This is a genomic window from Achromobacter sp. RW408 (assembly GCF_003184165.1).
In the GTDB taxonomy this organism is placed as follows: Bacteria; Pseudomonadota; Gammaproteobacteria; order Burkholderiales; family Burkholderiaceae_B; genus Achromobacter; species Achromobacter xylosoxidans.
This window is the reverse complement of sequence record NZ_QHHO01000020.1, coordinates 1-25,804: the sequence shown is the minus strand read 5'-3', so window position 1 is coordinate 25,804 and position 25,804 is coordinate 1. Positions and strand designations below refer to the sequence as shown.

The following is a 25,804-nucleotide window of genomic DNA, read 5'->3' as shown; positions in this document are numbered from 1 at the left end:
AGCGTGGGCGTGAACGTGGTGCTCGCCACCGCGCAGATCGTCATCGGCATTTTCTCGAAGTCGCAGGGCCTGATCGCGGACGGTATTCATTCTTCTTCCGATCTGATCGCCGACTTCATCGTGCTGCTGGCCAACCGGCATGGCCAGAAAGCAGCCGACGCGGACCACCACTACGGCCATTATCGCTACGAGACCGCGGCGTCCCTGGCGCTGGGCGTCTTGCTGCTGCTGGTCGGCGGCGGCATGCTGTGGTCCGCCGTGACCAAGCTGGAGCAGCCCGACGCGATCCCGCAGGTCCACCTCGTCGCGCTCTGGGTGGCCTGTGCCGCCCTTGTCATCAAAGAGGCCTTGTTCCGCTACATGCTTGCCGTGGCCAAGCGCGTGAAATCCAGCATGCTGGTGGCCAACGCCTGGCATGCGCGCTCCGACGCGGCGTCGTCGCTGGTGGTGGGCCTGGGCATCGTCGGCAACCTGCTGGGCTACCCGATACTGGACCCCATCGCCGCAGCCATCGTGGGCTTCATGGTGGCCCGAATGGGCTGGAGCTTCGGCTGGGACGCCTTGCACGACCTGCTGGACCGCGCCATCGACGAAGGCGAAGCCGCCGCGATCCAGCGCACCCTGATGGACACCCCGGGTATTCAAGGCGTGCACGATCTACGCACCCGAAAAATGGGGGATATGATCGTCGTTGACGCTCACCTGGAAATCGACGCCGGGCTGACTGTCGACGAAGGCCACAAGATAGCCGTGCAAGCGCGCCAGCGCGTCATGCAGCGGCATCGTGTATTGAACGTGATGACCCATGTTGATCCCTGGAGACCTCCCTACGCGCCCACGCAGGGCGCCGAGGGCAGGGCGATTATTGAACCAGGCTGTCCGTAGCGCGCTTTGACGACAAGGAAGAAACATGAAAATCAAGAACTCCGATACTCGGTATGCAGGCCTGGTGATCACCATGCACTGGCTCATGCTCGTGGTCCTGGCTTTGGTCTACGCCTGTATGGAATTGCGCGGGCTGGCCACCAAGGGCACCGATCTGTACGACAACGTCAAGGCGCTGCATTTCTCGCTCGGGTTGTGTGTGATCGGGTTGGTGGTGCTGCGGGTGGTTATCCGGGTGGCTTCGGGCCCGGCGCCTGGCGTGCGGCCGCCGATGCCGAGGTGGCAGGATGTGCTTTCACGGGTGATGCATTACGCGTTGTATGCGTTCATGATCGTCACGCCGATTTGGGGGTGGCTGACGCTCAGCGCGGGAGGGAAGGTGATTCCGTTGTTTGGGTTGGAGGTTCCGGCGCTGGTGGGGCCGGATAAGGCTCTGGCGGATCAGGTCAAGGAGCTGCATGAGACCTTGGCTACGGTGGGGTATTTCCTGGTGGGGCTGCATGCCGCTGCGGCGTTGTTGCATCATTATGTGTTTCGGGATAACACGTTGGTGCGGATGTTGCCGGGGCGGCGCTAGTGCGTCGTCTGGCGCGATCGTGAGACAGCCGGGATTCGCCTCGGTGACAGGACGATCCAAATCGTTCACGAAAAGAGGTAGCTATCGAGCCGTTCGCATACTGCGCGTTTGTGCTACCAAGCTGTTATGACGCATTGGCTCCTTATCTAATTTGACCTACGATTGAATGTTCGAAGCAGTCCGATAGACATGAAAACGCTTGTGAATATCTTGGTGGTCGACGTAATAATCGTGCAGGTGGCGGCTTTCTGCTATAGACGAACGATAGTGAATGCCACGCTCGCCCCACATGAGCCACACAAGCGTCTTGCCAGACTGCGCCAAGTAGTTATCAAGAAGATCACGGCGCAGGTAGCTGAACCAGCCGCTGATTTGCGAATCATCCTCGCCGACCTCACGATACAGGGACGCCACGCCTGAAGCATCATATAAGTCCCATGTTCTCGCACGATATCGGAGATTCAGAGCCTCACAGATCTGCTTGGAGGGCAGGACCGCGCTACCGTTTTGGTTCACCACGCTGTGGTAACTTTCCCAGTTGTAATTCTGCACCGGAATATCGACAGGGACGCCACTGTCTGACCAATGATCAGTAGATACCTTCTCCTCGTAGCCGTCATCTTCGTGCTCACCGGTGGCAGGTAGACCAGGTATTGAGGAGAAGGGCATTTCACCTGCATAGGTGTAGTACTGCCCAGGTGCGTCGGGGATGGCTTGATTACCAGGGTACTCTAGGCCTGAGAACAGCGCGCACAGGCGATCAGTTTCTCCGTTCTCCACAAGTACGCCTCGGAGAAAAGTAAAGACCTGGCGATCGTCAGCTGCTGTTTGTTCGAGAAATCCATCAAGTACAACCCACGGCCCGCTCAGGCCATCTACCTCAGCAACCTCGAGGATGCTGCGGTAGTCTGGCTGCGGCCCCCTCACGATCCAGTCACCAATCTCGGTAGGCTGACCGCTAAACAAGTCCGGGAGGGTCAGCTCAACTACCTGGGCCTCGAGTGGAAACGTCGGGTCAATGTCTGCATCTGAGGGCCGCGCACCACGCCGCTTTTCGAGTAGACCCAGCGCGTGCCGGGAGCCCCACATTTCGAAGTAGGCGATCCAGCCGTATTTCTTCCCGTAGCGATCGACTTTGTGCTTGTCACTGCCCATGCGAGAGCCGGAATTCATCTGCCGGTCCACGATTTCGAACTGTTGTGGGTCATAACCAAGCACCAGCATTCGCGAAACGATTGCCGACAGCACTTGTTGGTACTCCGGGTTGTCCTCGTCGTAGTTCGACCGACCGGGGATCAGTTTCCCCACCGTATAGTTTCCGAAGTCCATTCGAATCGCCCCGTGCCTCGCCCGTTCGATCACACCCGCATCAAAATGTGGCATGTTCAAAAAGGGGGTGGGAAGATGGTTGAATGGTGGAAGGAGATGGGCCTTCTCGTCTTTTGACAAGCACGTCGAATCAATCATCTGTGCAATGGCGATGATCCCCAGGCAGTACTGTCTATAAAGAGCGTGCCAAGTCGGATGGGGCGCACCAGGCGCGAACATCGCTTGATAGATTTCGCGCGCAACTCTAGGCAGGGTCTCGCGCATCTCCACGGCGTTGACATCAGACCAGGTGGCCAGCGCTGCCCCATAGGCCGCGGCGAACATCCGCTCGGGCACATAGGGGTCAGAAATGGCAACAGCTTCGAGTACCAAGTCAAAAAACTCTGCAGTCCGCCTGACAGCGAAGTCGTACAAGGTCTTCGTCGCCAGATCACGCAGGCCTCTAGAGGTGGACGTGAGCGTCCACATGACCCAGCGAGCCCGACGAATCTCTCGCTCGTCCAGCGCTCCTGATCTCCATCTGGCAGACAGGGACCTGAAATCGCTTTCTGCTTCCTCTGAGTTTTTGCGAATCCATTCTGTCCAGAGCAGATCTCGTTGTGTGTTGGACATCGCAAGCAGCACGCCGTGAAGGAAGTCCATGTCAAACGGATGCGCTCGCGCCGCCCGTGTGCTCCGGAGCCTCTTGAAGGCGAGCTGGGCGAACCGCGTCGATTCCTGTATTGCACGCGCGAATCGCTCCACCGTTTCTCGACCGATCTGCCCAGGATCGGATTGCACTGTCAATGGAAGGGCGTTCATGACTAGGGTCTTGTCTGATAGGTCTTGCCAAAGTTGGCGTCTGCCCGGCCGGTGTGGGTACAGACCAACCAAAGCCTGGAACACGTCATAGGCGAAGGTGTGCGATCCAGTCTGATTGAATCTAAGCTGAGCATTTCCTTCGTCGCTTTGCAGCCATTGCGCCAACGACGGTTGGGAGAGCAGGTGGCACGCCATCATGTGACCCGCCATCAGGTCGTACGAGAATGCGATGCCTTGGCTTCCTTCGCCAAAAGTCGTCCGAATGAGAACGCCTTCGGACTCCAGCGCGCGCACGACGCTGGCGTTCCAACTGCCCACGTCTCCCATGGCGGTCCGCGCAGTTCGAAACTCAACGCTTCTTGCATTGCCCTCCCAGAGCAGGCGTGCGAGCGTCAGCAGCGCCTCCTGAACTTCCTGCTGATAGATGCGATGCGTAGTCGATGAGAGTTCGGCAATTCGCGCGCCAACCTTCTTGAAGTGTTCTTCGAACAGGCTTGCGAGCGAGGTGGGCAACGCCTCTACCCCGACGATATGACGGCGATGAGCGTTCGCTACCTCGCAAAAGATCCTCAGAGTCAACGGATGCTGCAGTAGCTCGATGGGCAGGTCAGCGTCGGTGGCGTCGATCTTGTAGTAGCTGAAGTACTTGTCAATAGCAGCCTGCGGATCTTCCTGGAACCCGTTGTGCTCAAGCCTGGGAAAATCATCGGGCAGGCACATCGGCGCGAACTCATTCCGCAGCGTCACAACTAGCAAGACGTAGGGAAACTCCTTTAGCAGCTCATCCGCCCGAGCGAGCTCATCTGCCCAGTTTCTTGGGTCTTCTGCTTCATTCAGGCCGTCAATAACGATGGGGATGCGCTTGCCTGCTCGCTGCCCTGCTGCATCGACAGCTTCAACCAGTCGGTCGAAGCTCTCCGCAGGCCTGCCGGAAATCTTGAAGGCAGACACTAAATCGTCAAGCGTCTGCCCTGTATGAAGATTCTTTCCTAGCAGCAAGACACCACCAGGGTAATCACCATCGGCTTGCGTCACTTTGACGGCTAACTCAGATTTTCCTTCGCCGGCAGCTGCAAGCACGGCGACAACTCGCACGCTGATCGATCGTTCGAGTCCGAGCAACGCGTAGGACACTGCATGGATGTCGGCGACCAGATTCGCTGCCAACGGAGCTCCCTCGAAACGCGTTCCACGTAGCTTCGAGAGCAGCCTCTCAAAGCGCACCGCCTGTGGCGGATTCGAGGCGAGTGATTGCCTTACGGCGTCAAAGTCCCCCTGTTCGAGCGCCGCATGCAATTCATCGAGCAGGTTAGCTAGTCCAGTGGCCCTGGCCAAGAGCTCTTCGATTTCCACCTTTATCTCTGTTTTGACCTGCTCCGTCAGCGAAAAAATTTCCGCGCAAGTCTTCCTGAGGGTACGGGAGAGCGTCTTCAGTGATTCCCACGCGCTCAGACGGCCCAGGCGTTTGAACACCTTTGTTTCGGCGCCAACGGGAACATGGACGTCTGGCTGGTATCGACGCTTGAACGGAGCTGCGGCGAGCCTGTATTGTTCAGCGATTTTCTCAGGAGTCAGGACAAGCTCGCCGAAGTAGGTTTCCCGAAGTAGCGCCGCCGGACCAACCAGAAGTTCCTCGATATCGGCTGCGGTCAGCAGGTCCAACTTGTATTCAGGGAAACGGTCCTGTTCTAGAGCAAAGAACCACTGTTGGTCGTCCGCCGTCAACGTGTGTCGTGTCCAGAGTTTCCAGTCAGTAACTCCTTTGACATGCTTTTGCGTTTTCTCGAGTCCTCCAATGATCGTTTTACGACGTGAGGCTCCCAAGCCTTCTCCGTTTTCAAGTTCGTACCACTTGCATTGCCAACCGACCCAGCGTGGCGGCGCTCCAAGCTCGCAAGATTCTGTCAGTTCGAGGTGGAACTCCACCCCAGGCTGGTTCGCGCGTTGTTTGAAACGACCGAAGCGGCCGTAATGACGACGCACCAGAGCGCGGCAAAGCTTTTCGAAGTTCTCGGTTGCAGCGCCAGGCAGACTGAGGAATACGTTCCAATTGACTTCAGGCATCGGTATGTTCTCCGTCAGCTCGCATTGGCTGAATCGGCCGGGTAGTCGTGCGCCGAGAATACTTCGACTTTAGCCCCGGCTTCGATGAACAACTTTAAGAACGCGGATATGTCAGCTTCGTCTGTCTTGACGGTAATTCGATTTTCCTCGCGCTCTAGTCGATGGTCCGATGCCAGCTGGCCGAGCTCAACGGGTCCCAAGGTGTGCAGTCTCAGGCTTCGCAGCAACGAGAGCATGTCCTCCGAAAATCTCAGATCTTCCGGGGCGGGGTCAAAGGCAAGGGTGTGACTCTCATCTTTTAGAGCCTGCTCGCTCAGTTTCTTAATGTCTTTCTCGACTTTCTCTGCATCTTGCGCTTTCTTGAACTTTCCAATAAGAACCAAATTCATAGAGTGCTCGGACCCGTACCCGTTCCAGATCTTCATGGTTGCATCTCCTGTTTGATATTGAAGGTAGTTCTAAGTTGCGTGAGCGCCGAAATGACGCCCGCAGCTCCAATCTTCGAGCCAACCGTCGCGTAAGAACTTGCTCGCAGCATGCCGGACGCGTCGATGTGTGCGTAGCCTTGAGTACCTCGTTCATCTGGAAACGGGTCGCATGTCGGAAGCCCCGATGCACCAGCTTCACTAACCGCCAAACGAACGGTGCCTCTGTATTTTGAGACCCAGTCTTGGAGCGCTAAATTGACTGCCCGGCCCATGCCTGCGACCGCATTGGTTTGTTGCTGAGGCAGCAGCAGCAATTCGCTAGCCCCAACTGTCTGCGCGAGCTCTGCCACCGCATCAAGTTCTGCGATCGTCCGCTCGTTGACTACTACGTTGATTCCAAAGGGCGAGAGCTTCGCGATCAACTCCATGGCGCTGAGTAGGCTGGAAAACGGCTTCCCGCGTTGCTCTTCATAGGTACGATCTGTGCCGTCGACGCTGATGCGTACGAAATGGACTGAGCCTCTTAGCTGCCCGATCATCTGTGGAGTCAGGCGATGGCCATGCGTCGTGAAGGTGACGGCCAGCTGAGTTTCTTGCGCCGTTCGGGTGCATATATCGACGAAGTTGGGATGCAGCGTCGGTTCTCCGCCGCCGAAACCGACACCGAGGCATCCTTCAGTGTCCAACTCCGTCAACCAGCCGAGCAACTGCTCTGTACGCAGCGACGCCTTATGCTTCGGGGCATAACAGTACGCGCAATGAAGATCGCAGACATTTGTGAGTGCGATGGATATCTGGCGAGGTGCTATTGACCAAACCGCCTCTTTCGGGAGCAACTCGTCCAGCAGAACATTTAAACCTGACATTCGATCGAAGAGATGCACCCCGTTTGGTCCAATCCTGGCTTTCATACGCTATTTCACCAATACAGTTTGCTTTTGAGAGCAAGAGTGGGACGGTGGGCTCTCTTTTCTTGGGGAGATGTCCTGCGATAAAGCCCGGCCCCAGCAACAACAATCGCATCTTTCAAGCTCATGGGCATCGAATCCGATAAAACTGGCAACAGCCAAATCCTATGCGTGGTGGGAAAAATAAATCAACATAACTATATTTTTTAGATCGATTTCGCTGGGGACGGAGGCGATCTTTGCAAACGTTCGCTTTCGCTCCCGAGCCGCCATGCAGCTACAAGCTCGAAAGCCGACAACTTAGCAAGACTGTAGGTGCATGGGCACCCGCCGTGCAGTGGTCAGGATGGCCAGAAAAGCGTCGATTTCCTGCCGGCCCATGTCCGGCGAATGCCGCGCATCGTGCAATTTCACCCTCAGGCGTACCGGGGAGTGTGTAGAATATACCTATTGTAACTAATTGGCGCGTGCCCCATCCGGCAATCATGTAGCCAGCAACACAGAGGGGCGGCGGGTTTCATGGCTAAATGTGGTGCCGTAATAGCACCCGGCAGACGTGCCGTAGCGCCCAGCTATAAGCCCCTGGCGGTATTTTTTTCGTGCCAATTTTGACCGTTAGTGCTGGATATGGCCTTTGGGTGGCGCAGTATATTTTACGTGACGCAACATGGAGATATAGTAGCTATGTCTGAGGCCAAGGATTGCTTCATCATCATGCCCATTGCCGATGCAGATGGATATCCGCAAGGGCATTTCAAGCATGTCTACGACAACATTGTGGCGCCGTCCTGTGTCAATGCGGGCTATCGCGCAGTTCGAGCCGATGAGATCAAAGCAACCAATCTGATCCACCTCGACATTCTTAAAAGACTGATAGAGGCGCCTATCGCAATCTGTGATCTCAGTAGCAGAAATCCAAACGTCCTATTCGAGCTTGGTATACGCCAAGCGTTCGACAGGCCAGTGGTCCTAATTCAAGAAAGTGGTACTCCGAAGATCTTCGACATCGCGCCCCTTCGCTATCTAGAGTACTCGAAGGACATGAAGTACCACGATGTCCTTCGTAGTCAAGGGGAGCTTAAGGACGCCATAGAAGCAACGGTTGCTGCTGATGCGGACACTGGCAACGTCAATTCGATCGTGAAACTATTGGCTCTGAATCAACCAGCGAAGATTCCTGAACTCAAGGGGGGGAAAGGAGAGCTCGCGCTTAGTGTGCTTCAAGCGGAGATTCAGGAACTACGTAAATTGATGGAGTACTCCCTTCATGATCGAGGGCGTGTGTCTCGCCGGGGCTCCATCACGGCGATCGAGTTTGAACGCATCTCCACCAGTTTGGAGAAAATTCAAAGTGCGAAACGGGTTCCCATGCCTGAGCGGGTGGAGCAACTTCATATGTTGATGAGAGAAACAGAGGAGTTGCTGGTTCGATGCGAGGAGAAATCGGATCACATGCACTTTCGGCATCTGATGGAACGAATTCATCGTGCAATCCAAGAAATCGCGTAACACTTCATTCCAACGGATCGCCTACAACGACCGCTAAATTCAATCGTTAGGGCCCATGTCACAGCTCCAGATGCAATTCACGGAAGTCCCGAGCGAGGTCAACACGTCGCGGGCACTCATCTATCTCTGGGAGATTTTTGATTCGGAAGGCATGGTTTGTTGCAGGTATGTCGGCAAAGCGTCGCGCGGCGCGGATAGGCCTCGCACCCAGTACCGCCGTAACGTGAATAACCTTCTGGCCGGCCGGCCATACCGCAAAGGCAAGCCTACCGAATTCCGTGCTATCCACCGACGCATGGCGCAGGCTGTTCAAGCGGGGGAGGTCATGCGGCTGTCTTTCATCTGCAATGTCGACCTAGACGAAAACATCAATGAGATTGAGCGGTTCTGGCAAAACCACTTCGGTACGACAAACGCTACGCGAGCCAGCAATTCGTTCAAGCCGGCACCGCTTCCCGGCGCGGCTTAAGACATTGAGTGTCCGATTTGGATTGCTGTCACTGGTAACTCTTGGCCGAAAGACGTGATTTGCGGGGCGCGCTGCCCTGCCATCTACAATACTGCGTTAAAGCCGTCACTCAACAAGCTGCCGCCGCCACTGCTTATACGTATGCTTGGTGATGCAGGCTGTAGTGCTCGTAACGCCAATACGTTCGGCCATGCGTGTCGACCCACCATCTTCCGTGGACTACGTGGAATCTTACTTGATATGCGAGTTGAAGAAAGGCGTATCGCCAATGATCATCAAATACAGCTCTACTTTACCTATTACGACCGCTTTTGGCGCCTTCACAAGTTGCTTGCTCTGAGGGAGACTTTACGAGAACGCGAACGGCTCAAAGGTGTTCTCCAAGACTCTTACGGCGAAGGCTACTTTGACTACGACACTGTGACATACAAGAATTTGACGAACGGAATTTTGGCGGATGCGATGTCCGAGGTTGTCATGTATTGCGAAGACTATCTCGGTCTCCTGAAGTTCATTCGAGAAAAGCTCTACTTTGTCAAACACACGGTCTCCTATTCAGCAGGCTCTATCGTGAATATCGCGAGTCGTCTTCGACAACTCTCTCGCGAGCAGACTGAGCGCCTCTTCTTCCTGCCACCCATTTCGACTGTAGCAGTTAGCTTAGCTCGCCAAGACGTGGACGCTATGCATTCATCGCTCCAACAGTATTCGGAAGGCGTGAAAAGGCTCATTTCCAAGCACGAGTCCGCCGTTCGATTTTACGAACGGTACCGGGATGCTCACTCCCAATACAAGCACGGTTTGAAGCTTTGCCTGAATGGCTTGGGTGGGAAGCTCAGTGAAGAAGAGCTTCGGCGGCGACGGAGCGAGACTTCTGGTTCAGTTTTTATACTGCAAAACAAAACGTCCATGGGAGCTGCACATGCGGGGAGCGTAATGCTGCCTGACATCTCTGTGGATGTGATTCGACGAAACATTCAAACACTGTTTGACGATCGCAACCTCCTGCATTTAGAGACGCTTTATTCTATCGACATTGATGAACTGATCTCGATCGGAAAAGACATTTGCCAACTTCTAAGCACCCTCGTCAGAAACAGGGTGGCGTTGATCGAAAACAAGGATAGAGATTGGATAGAGGTTTTATTGCCTACCGCCAATTCGGAGCGTATGACGAGTATGCGATACATACTGCCGTTGTGCCCAGGTGACGCTCGCCTAGATATTGAAGAATACCAGATGAAGCTATAGCGGGTGGGTGTTCAACGCATGAATTTATACCTTGCAAAAACGTGTTGGAACGGACTGTGCAGCTTAATTGGACAATCGATGATACGGACGTCCTCTCAGTCAGTCGGGCCTGTCCGTATTTTTGTGGGCGAGGCGTTTTAAAAGTCGTTATCCCCGCGCCGCCGTAAACCGTTCGCCGAACAGGGTAGCAAACTGGTTCATGGCGACTTTCCAGTCGAAGGTCGCTCTGACGGACTTGGCCAGCACGTTGCGTAGCGCCAGCCATAGGAGCTTGATGGCGGCCTCATCCGTTGGGAAGTGGCCTCGCGTTTTGATGATCTTGCGCAGCTGCATGTTCAAGCTCTCGATGGCGTTGGTCGTGTAGATCACGCGCCTGATGTCTGGCGGAAACACGAAGAATGGCGTGACGTTCTCCCAGGCCCGTTGCCAGGCAGCGACGATCGTGGGGTACCTGGTTCCCCAAGGTCCATCGGCGAACGCCTGCAGCGCCTGCTCGGCCGCTTGTGTGCTGGCGGCCGCGTAGATCGGGCGCAGGGCGGCGCCACGGCCTTGCGATCCTTCCAGCCCGCGTAATCCAGGCTGTTGCGGATCAGATGCACGATGCAGGTCTGCACGTTCGTGCGCGGGAAGGCCATGGCGATGGCGTCGGCCAGGCCCTTCAGGCCGTCGACCACGGCGATCAGGATGTCCTGGCACCCTCGGGTCTTGAGTTCATTGAAGACCTTGAGCCAGAACTTGGCCCCCTCGGTCTGCTCGACCCACAAGCCCAGCACGTCGCGCTGGCCGTCGGCCTGCACACCCAGCGCCAGGTACACCGCCTTGTTGCTGACCCCGCCGTCGTCACGGATCTTGACCCGCAGCGCGTCGAAGAATACCACCGGGTACATCGCCTCCAGCGGCCGGTTCTGCCAGGCAATCGTCTCGGCCATGACCTCGTCGGTGATCGAGCTGATGAAGTCCGGCGAGACCTCGGTGCCGTAGCTCTCGGCCAGGAACGCCTGGATCTCGCGCACGCTCATGCCCCGGGCGTACATGGCGATGATCCGGTCATCGAACCCAGTGACGCGTCGTTCGTGCTTGGGGATCAGGATCGGGGCGAAGGAGCCGTCCCGGTCGCGCGGAAGCTCCACGCGCACCGCGCCATGCTCGGTCAGCACCGTCTTGCCGCTGGCGCCGTTGCGCTCGTTGGCCTGGCCTTCGGGCTTGTCCTCGCCTGGCCGATAGTCCAGAGGCAGGTTCATCTCGGCGGCCATCGTGCGCTCGATCACCGCCTTCTGGAACGACAGGAACAGGTCTTGAACCTCGCTGGGCGTCATCGGTCCCTTGACCAGATGATCCAGCAGTTCGATTGGGACTTCAGGCAGCGGCCCACGGGCCGCCGCCTGAGCGGCCGCTGTGCGTCTCTTCTTTATCGGCATATCCATGATCTTTAGTCCTCATGATATGCGTCGCACATAAAATTACGGATAGGCCCGTTTAACGCGTCCGGGTCAGTACATCACGGGAGATCTCGTTATTAATTCTCGTGAAGGTGTCTGCTGACAGAGCGCGTTTTACATGCCGTTGCCACATTGCGGTTTGATCCGGTTCACTGAAAAAAAGCAGTATCCTTGACCGACTTTGGTATGCAATGGGACTCACAAGAAGCCATGAAGCCGTTAGTGAAATATTGTCGGGGAGCAGTTGACGCGCTCAATGCTCAATACAAAATGACCGAGGTCTTGGGTCACGCGGCAACCGCTGGCGCAGCTAGAGAACGCCTAATTCAGGATTTTCTGACTAGTCATCTTCCTGAGATGACTAGTGTGGTGAGCGGCGTCATCGTTGATTCAACCGGCCAGCGCTCGAAACAGCAAGACATTGTGTTGATGTTGAAATCAATGCCAAGACTGGCCTTTGCAAGCGGCCACGATTTAATATTCCAAGAAGGGACCGTCGCGACTTTCGAGATCAAGACTCAAATCACGCCATCTGTATTAGAGGGCATCGCTGATAATATTGAGAGCGTAAAACGTTTGATGCCGTCGACGCACGCGGGCACACAACTGGGGGATCTTGACTGGCCGTACGGCAGGGTTCTTCACGTCGTGTTGACATACGGGGGATCGGGTTTGGATGCCATCGGCGAAAAGCTCAACACTCTGCCCGAGGTGAGCAAGCCAGATGTCTACCTAGATTTGACGAGCGGCATTCTGATAAAGAATGAAGGCTTGCTCTTTTTACAGAGCGGGTCTGAACAGTATCTTCGCTATGAGGATCCCGCTGTAGGCCTTGCGCGCTTTCTTGCGTTACTGTCGAAAGTAACCGGGCGAATGGTAATGAGGGCTATCGACTGGGAGGCGTATATTTCATAGTGAGGCCTTGGCGATCTGGAATTCTAGTTTACGAAGATCTAATCGAGGACAAGCGTCATGAACCAAGTGCGCAGCCGTTAATGGCGCCGCATGAAAGAACCGCGGTAGCTGAGATCATGCACGTCCAGAACATCCGTCAACAAATCGCTTGAGGGGAAGAGGAAATACTAACGGCGTTGCTCCCTCTTCAATTTTCCCACTTTGGCGGCAGAGTCTTGGGGTGGTATCGAGATCGACCAAGCAGACGGCTAGGAAGGTCTGCAGTCGGCCACAAGGAGACATTGTCCTGCGCGTCGCAGGGCCGACCAAAACACACTAATCAGGAATGCCATGAAAAAAACCGTGATCTGGTGCCACAATTGGGCGCTTCTGAAACTTTCACGGTCTCTTTGATCTTTTCGTATCTGTCTTGCAGCAGGCCGTGCAAGCATCAAACGCCATCCTCTTCGCTACTGCGGTATCCCGGGATCCGATGCTGCTTCATCTGAAGCGGTACTGTCCGGCGCAGAACCATTCCGACCTCGCCAAACGTGCGGTGGCACCGGCATGCGATAGTGGCGGCAGGCCATAAGGAGAATTGGGATCAGGTGACTTCGGACGGCGCTTACGCGCTCATCCAGCGGATGCTCTTTAATCACGCGATTCAATAAGTTAAGAACGGCCTCTAGCGAATCGCTAAATGGCAGACTCGGTACCGCTATGCCGTGATCCCGATCACCATCCCAGAAAATCTCGTCCGTTCGTGCGTCAGGAATCCAGATTTGGTGAGTCATGTGCGGAGCATACTCTAACAACGTCCTGCGCAAACGGTCTGCTCGCTCCTGATCTCCTATCATCGCAAGCCAAGCGAGCACGAAGGTATAGAGAATCCCCGCACGCGTATGCTCTTCGAAGTATGCGTCGCTGCTGTCTCTTGGATGGGCGAGGACATCTCGATAATCTGTAGTCGGCGTCGGATAGTGTCGCCGAACTTTTAGTCCGTAGCACAGGCGGTCGGACATGCTACGGATGTAATCAGCGATGTTGGATAAGCGGCCACGCACGTCTGCGAAACGCATTAATAGAGCCAGTTCGATCATGAAATCGTCACGCACGGGGGATGCAAGCACCGGGTTCGCGTTCAGCATCCCAATCGCTATGTTGAGCACCTTGTCCGCTCCTTCACTCATGGCATGCGCAAATGACTCGTCCTCCTCGGCACTCATGGCATCCAACCATAATCCGTGGAGAGATAATCTCCCCAGCGTCTCGAACAGCGCGATATTAACGTCTACCGCATTGCGTGAATTCACAGCCATTGAAAGCGCATAGCGCTTTTCAGCGAACGGCCCAATTTTTTCGACGAGTAGAAGATGCGCGATGATTAAGTGCAGTTTTAACACCTGATCCAAATGAGCGAGTCGCTCCTTTTGAATCACTCCCTTGCGCAGACGGGTAATATCGCAGTGAGGCCAACTTCGTAGCAGCACCAACTCGGATGCTCGATACGCAGCCTCAAGGTTATCGGCATCGCGAGCCCATACAAAGAGTATCCATAGGCATACGTAGGCCTTGCGTAGCTGGCGTGTACGCTCTGACTCGTTGTTCGGTTCAGCGAAAATGACATTTATTAAGCGGCCGAAATGCCTATATGCGACCTCGGGCTGATCAAGCATCGCGAGCGCCTTCTGAAACAGCCCTCGATTTTCACTCTCAATTAGTTCAGCACGCAACATGCCGCTGAGGATCAGATCCGAAATACGATCCCCGTTCCATTCGGCAAAGTGAACGTTGGTTTTCTCGTTCGCCCGACAGTAGCCACTCCACTGGGCACGAATATCCTCGCGCATCTCGCCGCCCATGCAGACACATATAACGATGGGCAGATCTGAGAAATGAGGCGGGATGCGGTTCGGGATGTAGTCATCCAGAATCTCATTCAGCGACGGGCGCACGGCTTGCTGACCGGCATCCCAATGCTCGCGCGTTAAATCGCCAGATTTAATTGTGAATAGAAATAGACTCCGCGCACCATCGCGATCGGGATCAGGGCCGACGGCGGCGACGTCAACACCGGCTTGTCGTGTTCCACGGCGGGGACGGGTTAGTATTTCAAATCCACTCTCAGCCAGAAGATCGGGAAAAATCGCGTCGAGTTCGCCGCGTTCGCGCAGCGACCGCAGATAGTGCATCACGACAAGTTTCATCGCTGTACTCTCCGCTCAAGCCTGAAATGGAGAAGCATATGGTCGAGACCAACCGGGTCAACAACACTGAGTAGAGGTAGCTCGGACGAAACGGAGAACGATTGCATCTCGGTCTGAGTGAGTTGCGTAGTTCCTTCGCCGGTATGAATCGGCGTCAACGAAGATCGGCCATATAGGATGTACTGCTTAGTGATGAGATCATCAAAGATCGATTTCCGCCTCGCCTGCTCCGCGCTCTGTTCCATCTGCTCGTGCCACTGAGCACGCTCCGTCTCGCGCTGCATTTCGCTGGGATGCAGTTCGACCAATCGTTCAATGCCTTCCATCCCATCCTGAAGTGCTGTCTTTCGTGCAAGCAGTTCAGCAATGTCCGGGGTGGTCTCGCCGCCGGCTGCAACGTAGCGCTCAAGGTACTCCTTCAACTTGCCTCCATAACTCACGAGCAAGGGGTCGTACATCAAATCCAGGACTGCATTTTTGATATCTGGAAACCCATAGCGAACTACAGCTAACGGTATGGCAACGGCGGCCAGTGGATCGATGAAGAGCCATCCGATAGCCTTGCGACAGAGAAATAGTTGGTCCGATGGATTCAATGGAAGCGATGATGTGGGGATGGAGAAGGGAGGATTATCGTTGCAGGGGCCGCAAACTTCGCTAGCCAGGCATTGATGGGTATGTGCACTTCCGTTCAGCAGCCAGTACACAACTGCGCCACCCAGCACGTCAGAGCCGGCATTTTGCAGCGCGTGGTAAGTGCTCTGGAACGCGTCGAGCGTGATCCGACCTTTTGAGCGATCGAATAGTTCACTGAGGAGGCAAATCGCTTTTTCAGCATACCCAGCGCTCACGAGCTGGTATCCGGCATGATCCATATGCGATATCGTGCCCGCGCTATCTGGGTCGACATCTGCAGCGGCATCGAGGCACAGGTCCAGGGCATTTTCTGTGAGACCATCTAGGTGCATCCACAACAGGTTCGTTGCCAAGTGGATTGCGAAGGAACTCCTTGTCTTTAGGGCCCTTTCAAGTTGCTCGTCAAAACTGACCGGAGCATGTGCTTTCCGTTGTGCAGCAGCGCGATAACCTGCTTCGAGGGACCGCAGTGCGATATCTTCATCAATGCTAGTCGCTCCTTGAAGCAGGGTGTCGAGCACTTCACTGTAGCGTTCACCTAGCTCCATGGCCCCCAAAGCCGAAAGGGCTGCGAGCTTCGCCTCCCGCTCGTGAGCCTGCGCGAAAATGAGGCCTTCCTCGATATCAGCGTTCATTACAAGAACCGTAAATAGATGGCGCAGAGCCAGGTTATCGCCACTACGCGCTGCTTGGTAGACCTTGGGAGCTCTGACTGGGTTCTTCTTCGTCCATTCCCCAAAAGCGGTACTAGGAGCCCCGGCAGCTAGGTCGTTGCCGCCGATGTCGAGCAGGCGTCCGATGAAAGCAAGGAGGACGTCTTGATCTACGTTCAGATGGGGTATCAGATCACATAAAACATGCTGAACGAGGAAGAAGCGCGGCCCTTCCAACTCCGCCAGCGCCTCGTCGAGATGAAGATCAATCGGTGGTGCGCCAGTAGCGTTCAATATGATCGCCAGCGTCTCGAGCCATGCAGCATAGCCATCATCCCGACGCCGACGCCCATGGTCCGCAACAGTACGAACCAGGCCGCGTGTGCGGAGTTGCGTAGTCAATTCCGTTTCGTCTGGCGATCTGTCCTCTGCTGTCATCGCGTTACCCATTGGATACATAGAGTGAATTGATTGCCTTGCCGGCACTTGTGTTCCTGACCCGCGATTTCTCCCGGCTGCAATGCCACCAGTACGTCGCGGTCACACCGCTCAGGCAAGGGGCGGCGGCTCGAATTTATAGCTACTGGCGATTATTTCAGCCCCGACTATCTTGGTGGGGAAAAACGGTTCGCGTGTATTGTCCGGCTTCATGCGCCGCGGCTCGGATAGTATGCGACCTCGTTCGTACTTCCACTTAATGGTTCACTGGTGTTTCTTTGCCAGTTCTTTATCCCCGCAATCAAATCTGCCTGTCTGAAAAAGGAATACTCCCCGTCAACCGTTTATGCGGACCGGTAGGCGCCTGGACGCAACTTGCGGGAAGCTACATTCTGCGTTCAGGTTTAGAAGCGACTGGGGGCACAGTATCCGTTTCTGATGACGCAGGATCGAGGTCAAAGTAGTCGTAACTCGGCTCCCGTCTCAGCCCTGCTGCAGGAGAGGTGCGGACCAACCGAAGGTTCTCCGCATCATAGGTCATGCCGTCCACCAAGCATGCCTCGGCAATGCGCGGGTTGTAGTCATTCAGCCAAGTGAAGTTTTTCTTCGTCCAAGCAAGTAAGGCCTTTTGAAGCGCCCGGCTGTCCCTGTCGTAATCGCCCTCGCTGACAGTGAGTCCCATTACGTTCAGACAGAAACCGAGAATCTTTGCTCCCTTGAAGTTCGGGAAGCGCCGCATATCTACGATTTCGTCGTAAAGAAGGCGGCGCACTTTGAACTTCACTACTTTGCCCGCAGAACCATCGAGGTGATTGAAGTTGAACAGCTCCCCCCACACCGAGTTGTGCTGAATCGTCCAGCATTCCCACTGTGGCGATTTGACTGCCGAAGCGTGAAAGATCACCTCGAAGATCAAGCTAGCGATGTGATCGTAAAAGGTCTCGCGCGGATGGCCGTGCTTCTCTCTCACACGGATGCGGACATGGTTGGCCCCCCCCTTTTCGTCGAGAATGTTGACGGCGTCTTTGACGAATTCGATGACGACACGAAGACGGCGGAATGAATCGGTATCCCAAACCCTGGTGAGTTCGTTCAAAGTGTAGAGATCAAAGACAGAATTTTCGATGTAGCTCTTAGCGCGATACAGCACGAACGAATGGCCTCCATATCCTTCGTTGACGTAGGTGCGTAACGTCATCAAAGCAACCCTGCAGTAGGCCTCCCACTGCGCGGCGTCCCATTCCCTCTGACCGGATGGATCGGGATCAAGGAGACTCCCGATTGTCTCGACCATCTTATAGTTGGCGAACATCGCGTGACTGAGCGGCTTGTGGTAGCCAATCAGACCAGATTCGTAGCCCTCAGCCTCGTGATAGAGGAAGGAGTCCTTGTTTGCCAGCGCCTCATTGATGATGTTTTTGGCGAAGGTCTCAACCTGGATGCCGTACTTCTTCGTCTCTGCTATTGCTTGGAACACTGCCAGTGCGGTGCCTGGCGACGACTCGACGATTGCGCGACATAATCGCTTGTCAGCGATGAGCAGGAGCAGGTCGTTGGCATATCCCTCCACCTTCGGGGGGCTTTTCTTCTTTTCATCTTCGCTCTCCTGCCGATAGTTCTTCAGTCTGCCCCTGTCCGTGGCGTGGCGGACAAGCGCCCCGGCTGAGGATGCGAGTTCGTCTGCGATGACGGCGAGCTCTGCCGGCGAGCCCTTGAGGATGAATCGATATAGGGTCTGCGCAAAGCGCTCGGCGTTCTGCCTCCCATAAATGGGAGGTCGGATGAATGCGAACCAAGTCCAGATGAGATACGTCAGCAGGAACAGCCCGCCCAAGAGTGCCTGCCATGACGCCGGTGTCAGTAGATTGCCCTTGGGTACGAGCCACTGCTCAGCGCGCCAGAGGTCAGTCAGTAGCGCCAGCACGCCGATGGCAGCAACCACCGAGAATGTGACGCCCAGCAGAGGAATGGGGGCAGTCTGGACTCGAAAACGGTAGCGGACGTCAGCAATAGTCCACGCCAATACCATTAGCGCAAGGCCAGCGAGGAACTCCGAAAACCCGAAGAATTTCTGCCCGCTGCCATCGAGCGGGATGAAGCAAACGCCAACGAAGCACTGCTCAACTGCCACCGGGACCTCCTCCTTGCATTAACGGCCTTGTGCGCTTGGAAATGGCACGCCTAAAGCAAAAGGGCAGCCCAGCGGACTGCCCATATAACCATTCTTTTTAGTGGTGATCGCTAATTTTAACCAGCGGTCAAGTCTCTCTCTCTCGCCATTAGGCCAATGCGAAAACCTTTTATTCTTTGGCGTTAAGTGACGATGAGAGTTAGCCCGGAATATTAACAGCCTTACCCTCAGACGGGCACATTCACCCTAGTGAGCCATCGAGCGCCGCGAGCGGGGATGAGCGCCGACGGTCTACAGGCGACATAGCACTAACAGAAGTGGGTATGGCAGCCATTCAACAGCTTCCCATCCTTGAGCCGTCATAGCGAACCAACATGCCCATTGACCGCTTTGGGTCGAAAGTGCCCATCCAGTGTGACGCCAAGTACCAGTGTCGAAATTGTCCCTCCTGCATCCAACATGCCTCCATGCCCCCATACACTCATGACTATCACCTCGCCGGTGCCGGTTTGGAAGCCGGAAAGCTATAGGCGTAGACAGCCGCAACGCATCGCGGCCTGACTCACCCTACAGGAGGCAGTCCCCATGCTGCACCCCCTAACCCAAAACCCCTGGCAAATCGACTCCGACCGCGAATCCGGCCCCGTCTCCCTTTCCCACCTCCACCAACTAGACCGCACCCGCTACGCCATCCAGACCATCGCCCGCATGGTCGGCAACAGCGCGTCCGAACCCGACGCCACCGGCTCCCCACCTTTGGAGCCCTGGGCAATCACCGCCCTGATGGGCGGCGTCGAAAGCCTATGCGAGCACCTCGGCACCCTGACCGAAGCCATGCTCGACCAGGCCCTGCAACCCGACGGCGAAAGGGAAGCTCCCAATCCCACCCACAACGCTCCCCCTTCGATCCAATAACATCCACGAAAATAATTCCTACATAACCGGGAATTTATATCGTTTTGAGGATCGCCCCGCGAGGCCTTGTAATGCGTGTTCGCTTATTGCCGTTCACGCCTTCAAGAAAATTCCTCGCTATGAATCCCATCGGATACCGCATTCTTCCCCGGCCCGCGCCGGCCGTCGCCGCTGACGTGCTGGCCGGTTTTGCCGCTATCGGCTCGGCCCAGATCAGCGATTGCATGAACCGCCTGTACGGCGTCAGCGGGCTGCGTCCGCTGCACGCCGGCAACCAGCGCACGGTCGGCCTGGCGCTGACCGTGAAGACGCGGCCGGGCGATAACCTGATGATCCACAAGGCGATTTCGCTGGGTGGCGCGGGCGATGTGATCGTGGTCGATGGCGCTGGCGATACCAGCAATGCGCTGGTCGGCGAGTTGATGATGATGGACGCGCAGGGGCGCGGCATCGCCGGGTTCGTGATCGACGGCGCGGTGCGTGACCTGGACGTGTTCGCGCAGGGGCAGTTTGGCTGCTTTGCACGCGCGGTGTCGCACAAGGGGCCGTACAAGGACGGTCCGGGCGAGATCAATGTGCCGGTGTCGGTGGGCGGCCAGGTGGTCAACCCGGGTGATGTGGTGGTCGGCGATGCCGACGGCGTGGTGGTGATTCCCGCCGAGCATGCCGCGGCGGTGTTGGCGCTGGCGACCAAGAAGGAAGCCGACGAGGCGGTGGCCAAGGAGAAGCTGCGCGCCGGCACCTACACCAAGCCCTGGCTGGAGAAGACACTGGCCGAGAAGACGGGAGCCGCGAAGTGAACCACACCCCGACGCAAACCCCGACCCAGCCGCAAACCCAGCCCCCGCAAGCCGCCAGCATCGTCGCCGACCGCATCAAGCGCATCAAGCTGTCGCCCAGCGTGGCGGCGCGCGCGATTATTGCCGAGCTGCGCGAGCAGGGCCGGCGCATTATCGACCTGACGATCGGCGAGCCGGATTTCTCGACGCCGGAACATATCCGCCAGGCGGCCACGGCCGCGATGAACCGGGGCGAGACCAAATATCCGCCGGCCCAGGGCACGGTGGCGCTGCGCAAGGCGGCGCGGACGCATCTGCTGGAAGCGACCGGCATCGATTACCCGGCGGCGCGCATCATTGTCAGCACGGGCGCCAAGCAGGTGATTTTCAACGGGCTGGCGGCGACGCTGAACGAGGGCGACGAGGTGCTGATTCCGGCGCCGTTCTGGGTGTCGTATCCGGACATGGTGCTGGTCAACGGCGGGGTGCCGGTGACGGTGCCGACGACGCCGGCCACGGATTACAAGCTGACGCCGGAGGCGCTGGAGCACGCCATCACGCCGCGCACCAAGTGGCTGATGATGAACGCGCCCAGCAATCCGACGGGCTCGGTCTACACTGCCGACGAGCTGCGCGGGCTGACCGCGGTGCTCGAGCGCCATCCGCATGTCTGGCTGATGACGGACGATATTTATGCGCGGCTGAACTTCACTGACGCGCCGACGGTGCATCCGTTGCAGGTGGCGCCGGCCCTGGCGGCGCGCACGCTGGTGGTCAATGGCGTGTCCAAGGCCTATGCGATGACGGGCTGGCGCATTGGTTACGGCGCCGGGCCGGACGAGCTGATCAAGGCGATGGCGATTCTGCAGTCGCAGAGCACGTCGGGCGCGTCGTCGGTGAGCCAGGCGGCGGCGCTGGAGGCGCTGTCGGGGCCGCAGGACTGCGTGACGGAGTTCGCCCGCGTTTTCCGCGAGCGTCGCGATCTGGCAGTGGCGGAGCTGTCCGGTACGCCAGGGCTGGCGATCGTGGTGCCGCAGGGCGCGTTCTACGTATTTCCGGATTGCTCGGGGCTGCTGGGCAAGCGCACGCCGGCAGGCGATGTGATCCGCAGCGATACCGACCTGACGCATTACCTGCTGCGCGAGGCTGGCGTGGCGGTGATCGACGGCCATGCCTATGGCGCGCCGGGCACGTTCCGGCTGTCGTTCGCGGCGTCGCTGGACGATATCCGGCAGGGCTGCGCGGGCATCCGCGAGGCCTGCGCCAAGCTCGTCTAGTTGTTCCCGGGCCCGCCGACGAGCGGGCCGGTTCCGTTTTTCTGTTCAAACCACAACACAAGGGGAATCACCATGAAACGCCATTCACTTATCGCCGCCTGCCTGGGTCTGGCCGCGTTGTCGCTGGGCGCTGGCGCGCGCGCCGACCAGGTCGCGGACATCAAGGCCCGCGGCGAATTGATCTGCGGCACGCTGGGCACGTCGCAGCCGTTCAGTTTCCAGGACGCGGCGACGCGCCAGTTGGTGGGCTATGACGTGGACGTGTGCAAGCTGGTGGCCGACAAGCTGGGCGTGAAGATCAGCTACAAGCTGCTGTCGGTGGCGGCGCGCGTGCCGGAGCTGAACGAGGGGCGCGTCGATATTCTGGCGGCGAACCTGGGCTATTCGCCGGACCGCGCCCAGCAGATCGCTTTCAGCCACGCGTACTACGTCAGCCCGCAGAAGCTGCTGGTGCGCAAGGATTCGGGGCTGGACACGATCGAGTCGCTGAACGGCCGCCGCGTCGGCGCGACCAAGGGTTCCAGTTCGGAGCGCGAGATCAAGCGCATTCTCGATAAGTCGCAGGTGATCGGCTACGGCGACAGCTCGGCCACGTATCTGGCCCTGCAGCAGAAGAAGGTGGACGCGCAGTTCGCGTCCGAGCTGGTGCTGGTGCGCCTGGTGCTGCAAAGCCCGCCGACGGCGCCGGTCAGCGTGATCGCCAAGTCGGTGTTCGACGAGCCGTGGGGCCTGGGCGTGCGCAAGTCGGAGCCGGGCATGCTGAATGTGGTGAACCAGGCGCTGGATGAGGCGGAAAGCTCGGGCGTGGCCGCGCAGTTGTTCGATAAGTGGTTCGGCGCGCAGACGCCGTACAAGCTCGAGCGCGGTTTCAAGATCGGCCCCATCGCGGGCTGAACGCCGGTACCGCGCAATGAGCCTACTTGACGCTTCGCAATACCAGCTGCTGGCCAGCGGCATGGTGGTGACGCTGCAGCTGTTCCTGGTGTCCTGGGTGATGGCGTTCACGATCGCGGTGACGTTGGTCGTGGTGCGCGCCACCAACCTGGCGCCGTGCCGCTGGCTGGTCGACGCCTATGTGGAATACCACCGCAACGTGCCGCTGCTGGTGCAGGTGCTGTTCTGGTACTTCGGCATGCCCGAGCTGCTGCCGGAGGGTTTCCGGATGTGGCTGTACCAGCACAACGCCGAGATGTCGCTGGCGGCGATCGCGCTGGCGCTGGGTTCGGCCGCCTATATCGCCGAGGACATCCGCAGCGGGCTGCGCGCCATTCCCGGCACGCAGTTCGAGGCGGCGCGGGCGCTGGGCGCCAGCTACCTGCAATGCATGCGCTTCGTGATCGTGCCGCAGGCGGTGCGGATTTCCATTCCGCCGCTGGTGGGCCGCGCCTTGCTGCTGTTCAAGAACACCAGCGTGGCCATGGCCATCGGCGTGATGGAGCTGACCTACCAGGCGCGCGAGATCGAGAACGAGACCTACCGCACCTTCGCCACGTTTGGCGCGGCGACCCTCATGTACCTGCTGGGATCCTTCCTCATCATGCTGATCGGCTCGCGCATCTATGCGCGCTACCGCCTGAACCGGGGAGGCCACGGTGCTTGATCTCCTGTCGCAATACTGGCCGACGCTGCTGGTCGGCCAATACCCCAATGGGCCGCTCGGCGGCCTGGCGCTGACGCTGATCCTGGCGTTGTGCGGCCTGGCGCTGTCGCTGCCGCTGGCGCTGGCCATCGCGCTGGCGCGGGTCAGTCCGTTTGGCTGGCTGCGCGTGGCCAGCAAGACGCTGGTGAACGTGGTGCGCGGCATGCCGCTGCTGATGCTGATCTTCTGGGCCTATTTCGTCATTCCGAAGCTGACGGGGCAGGTGATCAGCGGCTTCTGGACGCTGATCGCGGCGCTGGTGGTGTACGAGAGCGCCTATCTGTCGGAGGTGATCCGCTCGGGCATCGAGGCGGTGCCGCGCGGCCAGATCGAGGCGTCGCGCTCGCTGGGCGTGGGCTACTGGACCACGATGCGCCGGGTGGTGCTGCCGCAGGCGCTGTTCAACGTGCTGCCCAGCATGACCAGCCAGTTCGTCTCCACCATCAAGGAGACCTCGCTGGGGTATGTGATCAGCGTGAACGAACTGACGTTTGCCGCCAACCAGGTCAACAACCTGGTGCTGACCAAGCCGCTGCAGGTGTTCGGCATCCTGGCCATCATCTATTTCCTGGTGTGCTTCAGCCTGAGCCGCGGCCTGTCCTGGCTGGACCTGCGCATCCGCCGCCAGCGCGCCATGGCCTAGGGCCCGTGCGAGGCCCCTTTTAGCGAGAACAGGCCCTGAGCCGGCGCTTATCGGAATTCATCATGATCAAGCTTGAGAAAGTCAACAAATGGTATGGCGCGCATCACGTCCTGAAGGACGTGGACCTGTCGGTCGCGCGCGGCGAGGTGCTGGTGGTGTGCGGGCCGTCGGGCTCGGGCAAGTCCACCATGATCCGCACCATCAACCGCCTGGAACCCATCGAGAAGGGCCGCATCCTGATCGACGACACCGACATCTACGGCAAGGGCGTCAACCTGAACGCGCTGCGCCAGAAGATCGGTTTCGTGTTCCAGCAGTTCAACCTGTTTCCGCACATGAGCGTGCTGGACAACGTGGTGTTCGCGCCGGTCAACATCCGCAAGCAGCCGCGCAAGCAGGCCACCGAACTGGCGCGCCAGCTGCTGGCGCGGGTGGGGCTGGAGCACAAGATCGACGCCTATCCCGGCTCGCTGTCGGGCGGCCAGCAGCAGCGCGTGGCGATCGCCCGCGCGCTGGCGCTGCAGCCGCCGGTGATGCTGTTCGACGAGCCCACCAGCGCGCTCGACCCCGAGATGGTGGGCGAGGTGCTGCAGGTGATGAAGGGCCTGGCCAAGGACGGCATGACCATGGTCTGCGTGACGCATGAAATGGGTTTCGCGCGGGACGTGTGCGACCGGGTGGTGTTCATGGATGCGGGCGAGATCCTGGAGGTGGATACGCCGGAGCGCTTCTTCAGCGCGCCGAGGCATCCGCGGGCGCAGCGGTTTCTGGCGGATATCTTGCATCCGCGCGGGTAAGGACCCATGCCGGGCGTGGCGGGATACCCGCTGCGCTCGGCAGGGAACGACTGAGTGGGCATGCGGTGGCATTGACCCGGACGCGTCGGCGCCGGCGAGGGCGGATCGGCGCCGACCGGCCCGGTTCGGCTGCCCGACGTTTCGGCCGCGGACCGGGCGGCGCGCAGCCGCGCTCCTGTCGACGATAATGTGAGGGTTCTTCATGCATTTCACGTCCACCGCCGCGATGTACACCCTCAAACAGTTGGAGGCGTTCTACTGGAGCTCGCAACTGGGCAGCTTCAGCGCGTCCTCGCGCAAGCTGCACACCACCCAGTCGGCGGTCGCCAAGCGGGTGGGGGAACTCGAAGCCTTCGCCGGCGCGCCGCTGTTCGAGCGCCGCGCCAAGAAGCTGGTGCTGACGGCCCAGGGCCGCAAGCTGTTCGAACTGGCGCGCGAGATGCTGGACCTGAACAGCCGCATCGTGCAGAACATGGCCGATCCGGCCAGTTTCGAGGGCGTGGTGCGGCTGGGCGTGACCGAACTGGTCGGCATGACCTGGCTGGCGCGGCTGGTCAGCCAGATCAGCCTGCGCTATCCCAAGGTGCAGCTGATGCCCGAGATCGATGGCGGCATCACGCTGTATGAGCGGCTGGAGCAGGACCAGCTGGACCTGGCCATCATGCCGGGACCGTTCTGGAGCTACCAGTACGACTGCATCCACCTGGGCGCGGTGACCAACGTCTGGATGGCCAGCCCGTCGCTGGACATCGATTTCTCCGCAAGGCTGGCGCCGCAGGACCTGGCGCCGTACCCGGTGATTTCACAGCCGACCAATTCGGCGCTGTCGCATCTGTACGATGCCTGGTTCGCCGAGCAGGGCCTGTCGGTCAAGCGGGTGCTGACCTGCAACAGCCTGGGCATGATGGCGCAGTTGACGATGCTGGGGCTGGGCATCAGCTATCTGCCGGGGGCGTATTTCGCGCCGCTGGTCGAGCGCGGGGCGCTGTGCCAGCTGGATGTCCAGCCGGATCTGCCGACGATCAACTACTACGCGGTGCACAAGAAGAGCATCGTCAATCCGGTGGTGTCACGGGTGATCGATATCGCGCGGGAGGAATGCGCGTTCGAGGTGGCGGGGGCGTTTCTGCCGCAT

The 25,804-nt window shown here is 58.2% G+C and carries 20 protein-coding genes and 1 pseudogene; 14 read left to right on the top strand and 7 right to left on the bottom strand.

From position 1 onward, the window contains the following. Together DK459_RS02260 and DK459_RS02255 are read left to right on the top strand one after the other, a co-directional pair. On the top strand, positions 1-885 hold an 885-nt coding region (locus DK459_RS02260; protein ID WP_110134432.1), incomplete at its 5' end, for a cation diffusion facilitator family transporter. Positions 886-910: 25 nt separating this feature from the next. Further along, positions 911-1,462: a cytochrome b gene (locus DK459_RS02255; RefSeq protein WP_070539867.1), complete on the top strand. Its 552-nt coding sequence runs from the start codon at positions 911-913 to the stop codon at positions 1,460-1,462. Positions 1,463-1,618: 156 nt separating this feature from the next. On the opposite strand, the gene DK459_RS02250 is transcribed toward DK459_RS02255, so the two are convergent. From DK459_RS02250 to DK459_RS02240, 3 genes are read right to left on the bottom strand one after another with little or no spacing between them, the layout of a single operon-like run. Continuing rightward, a complete protein-coding gene (locus DK459_RS02250) occupies positions 1,619-5,656 on the bottom strand; it encodes a hypothetical protein (RefSeq protein WP_110134431.1) in 4,038 nt (1,345 codons plus the stop codon). A 14-nt stretch (positions 5,657-5,670) separates the two neighbouring features. After that, positions 5,671-6,081: a DUF6375 family protein gene (locus tag DK459_RS02245; protein WP_053500923.1), complete on the bottom strand. Its 411-nt coding sequence runs from the start codon at positions 6,079-6,081 to the stop codon at positions 5,671-5,673. Then, positions 6,078-6,995 (bottom strand): radical SAM protein, encoded by a 918-nt coding sequence (locus DK459_RS02240; protein ID WP_054484057.1) that lies wholly within the window; start codon positions 6,993-6,995, stop codon positions 6,078-6,080. The genes DK459_RS02245 and DK459_RS02240 overlap by 4 nt, the downstream gene beginning before the upstream one ends. Before the next feature lie 681 nt (positions 6,996-7,676). On the opposite strand from DK459_RS02240, the gene DK459_RS02235 reads away from it, so the two are divergent. From DK459_RS02235 to DK459_RS02230, 3 genes are all read left to right on the top strand, one after another. Then, positions 7,677-8,501, top strand: a complete 825-nt coding sequence (locus tag DK459_RS02235) for a hypothetical protein (RefSeq protein ID WP_053501346.1) — start codon at positions 7,677-7,679, stop codon at positions 8,499-8,501. Positions 8,502-8,556: 55 nt separating this feature from the next. After that, positions 8,557-8,970: a hypothetical protein gene (locus tag DK459_RS30330; RefSeq protein ID WP_053514831.1), complete on the top strand. Its 414-nt coding sequence runs from the start codon at positions 8,557-8,559 to the stop codon at positions 8,968-8,970. A gap of 240 nt (positions 8,971-9,210) precedes the next feature. Next, a complete protein-coding gene (locus DK459_RS02230; RefSeq protein ID WP_053501347.1) occupies positions 9,211-10,221 on the top strand; it encodes a hypothetical protein in 1,011 nt (336 codons plus the stop codon). Between the two features lie 147 nt (positions 10,222-10,368). On the opposite strand, the pseudogene DK459_RS02225 reads toward DK459_RS02230, so the two are convergent. Continuing rightward, positions 10,369-11,639: pseudogene (locus tag DK459_RS02225) on the bottom strand (IS256 family transposase). 192 nt (positions 11,640-11,831) lie between these two features. Here DK459_RS02225 and DK459_RS02220 point away from each other — a divergent pair. Then, on the top strand, positions 11,832-12,575 hold the full coding sequence (locus DK459_RS02220) for a DUF6602 domain-containing protein (RefSeq protein WP_131726997.1): 744 nt from the start codon (positions 11,832-11,834) through the stop codon (positions 12,573-12,575). A 449-nt stretch (positions 12,576-13,024) separates the two neighbouring features. Here DK459_RS02220 and DK459_RS02215 read toward each other — a convergent pair whose 3' ends face one another. The 3 genes from DK459_RS02215 to DK459_RS02200 form a co-directional block, all read right to left on the bottom strand. Then, the gene (locus DK459_RS02215; protein WP_081005757.1) at positions 13,025-14,761 is read right to left on the bottom strand and encodes a hypothetical protein; all 1,737 of its coding nucleotides are present in this window, start codon (positions 14,759-14,761) and stop codon (positions 13,025-13,027) included. Continuing rightward, on the bottom strand, positions 14,758-16,452 hold the full coding sequence (locus DK459_RS02210; protein WP_199234250.1) for a hypothetical protein: 1,695 nt from the start codon (positions 16,450-16,452) through the stop codon (positions 14,758-14,760). Before DK459_RS02210 ends, DK459_RS02215 begins: the two co-directional genes overlap by 4 nt. 421 nt (positions 16,453-16,873) lie before the next feature. Next, a complete protein-coding gene (locus DK459_RS02200; RefSeq protein WP_053500809.1) occupies positions 16,874-18,619 on the bottom strand; it encodes a hypothetical protein in 1,746 nt (581 codons plus the stop codon). Between the two features lie 585 nt (positions 18,620-19,204). Here DK459_RS02200 and DK459_RS02195 point away from each other — a divergent pair. From DK459_RS02195 to DK459_RS02160, 8 genes are all read left to right on the top strand, one after another. Continuing rightward, the gene (locus DK459_RS02195; protein ID WP_070539873.1) at positions 19,205-19,534 is read left to right on the top strand and encodes a hypothetical protein; all 330 of its coding nucleotides are present in this window, start codon (positions 19,205-19,207) and stop codon (positions 19,532-19,534) included. Positions 19,535-19,653: 119 nt separating this feature from the next. Beyond that, entirely contained in the window at positions 19,654-20,334 is a 681-nt protein-coding gene (locus DK459_RS02190; RefSeq protein ID WP_006394591.1) for an RraA family protein, read from the top strand. Beyond that, entirely contained in the window at positions 20,331-21,590 is a 1,260-nt protein-coding gene (locus tag DK459_RS02185) for an aminotransferase class I/II-fold pyridoxal phosphate-dependent enzyme (protein ID WP_070539876.1), read from the top strand. Before DK459_RS02190 ends, DK459_RS02185 begins: the two co-directional genes overlap by 4 nt. Before the next feature lie 72 nt (positions 21,591-21,662). After that, the gene (locus DK459_RS02180) at positions 21,663-22,484 is read left to right on the top strand and encodes an ABC transporter substrate-binding protein (RefSeq protein WP_054496940.1); all 822 of its coding nucleotides are present in this window, start codon (positions 21,663-21,665) and stop codon (positions 22,482-22,484) included. A 16-nt stretch (positions 22,485-22,500) separates the two neighbouring features. Next, positions 22,501-23,190 (top strand): amino acid ABC transporter permease, encoded by a 690-nt coding sequence (locus DK459_RS02175; RefSeq protein ID WP_006386293.1) that lies wholly within the window; start codon positions 22,501-22,503, stop codon positions 23,188-23,190. Continuing rightward, the gene (locus DK459_RS02170) at positions 23,183-23,872 is read left to right on the top strand and encodes an amino acid ABC transporter permease (RefSeq protein WP_006386294.1); all 690 of its coding nucleotides are present in this window, start codon (positions 23,183-23,185) and stop codon (positions 23,870-23,872) included. The genes DK459_RS02175 and DK459_RS02170 overlap by 8 nt, the downstream gene beginning before the upstream one ends. Before the next feature lie 62 nt (positions 23,873-23,934). Beyond that, positions 23,935-24,669 (top strand): amino acid ABC transporter ATP-binding protein, encoded by a 735-nt coding sequence (locus DK459_RS02165; protein ID WP_110134430.1) that lies wholly within the window; start codon positions 23,935-23,937, stop codon positions 24,667-24,669. A 226-nt stretch (positions 24,670-24,895) separates the two neighbouring features. After that, the coding region (locus tag DK459_RS02160; protein WP_053514839.1) for a LysR family transcriptional regulator at positions 24,896-25,804 on the top strand (909 nt) is incomplete at its 3' end.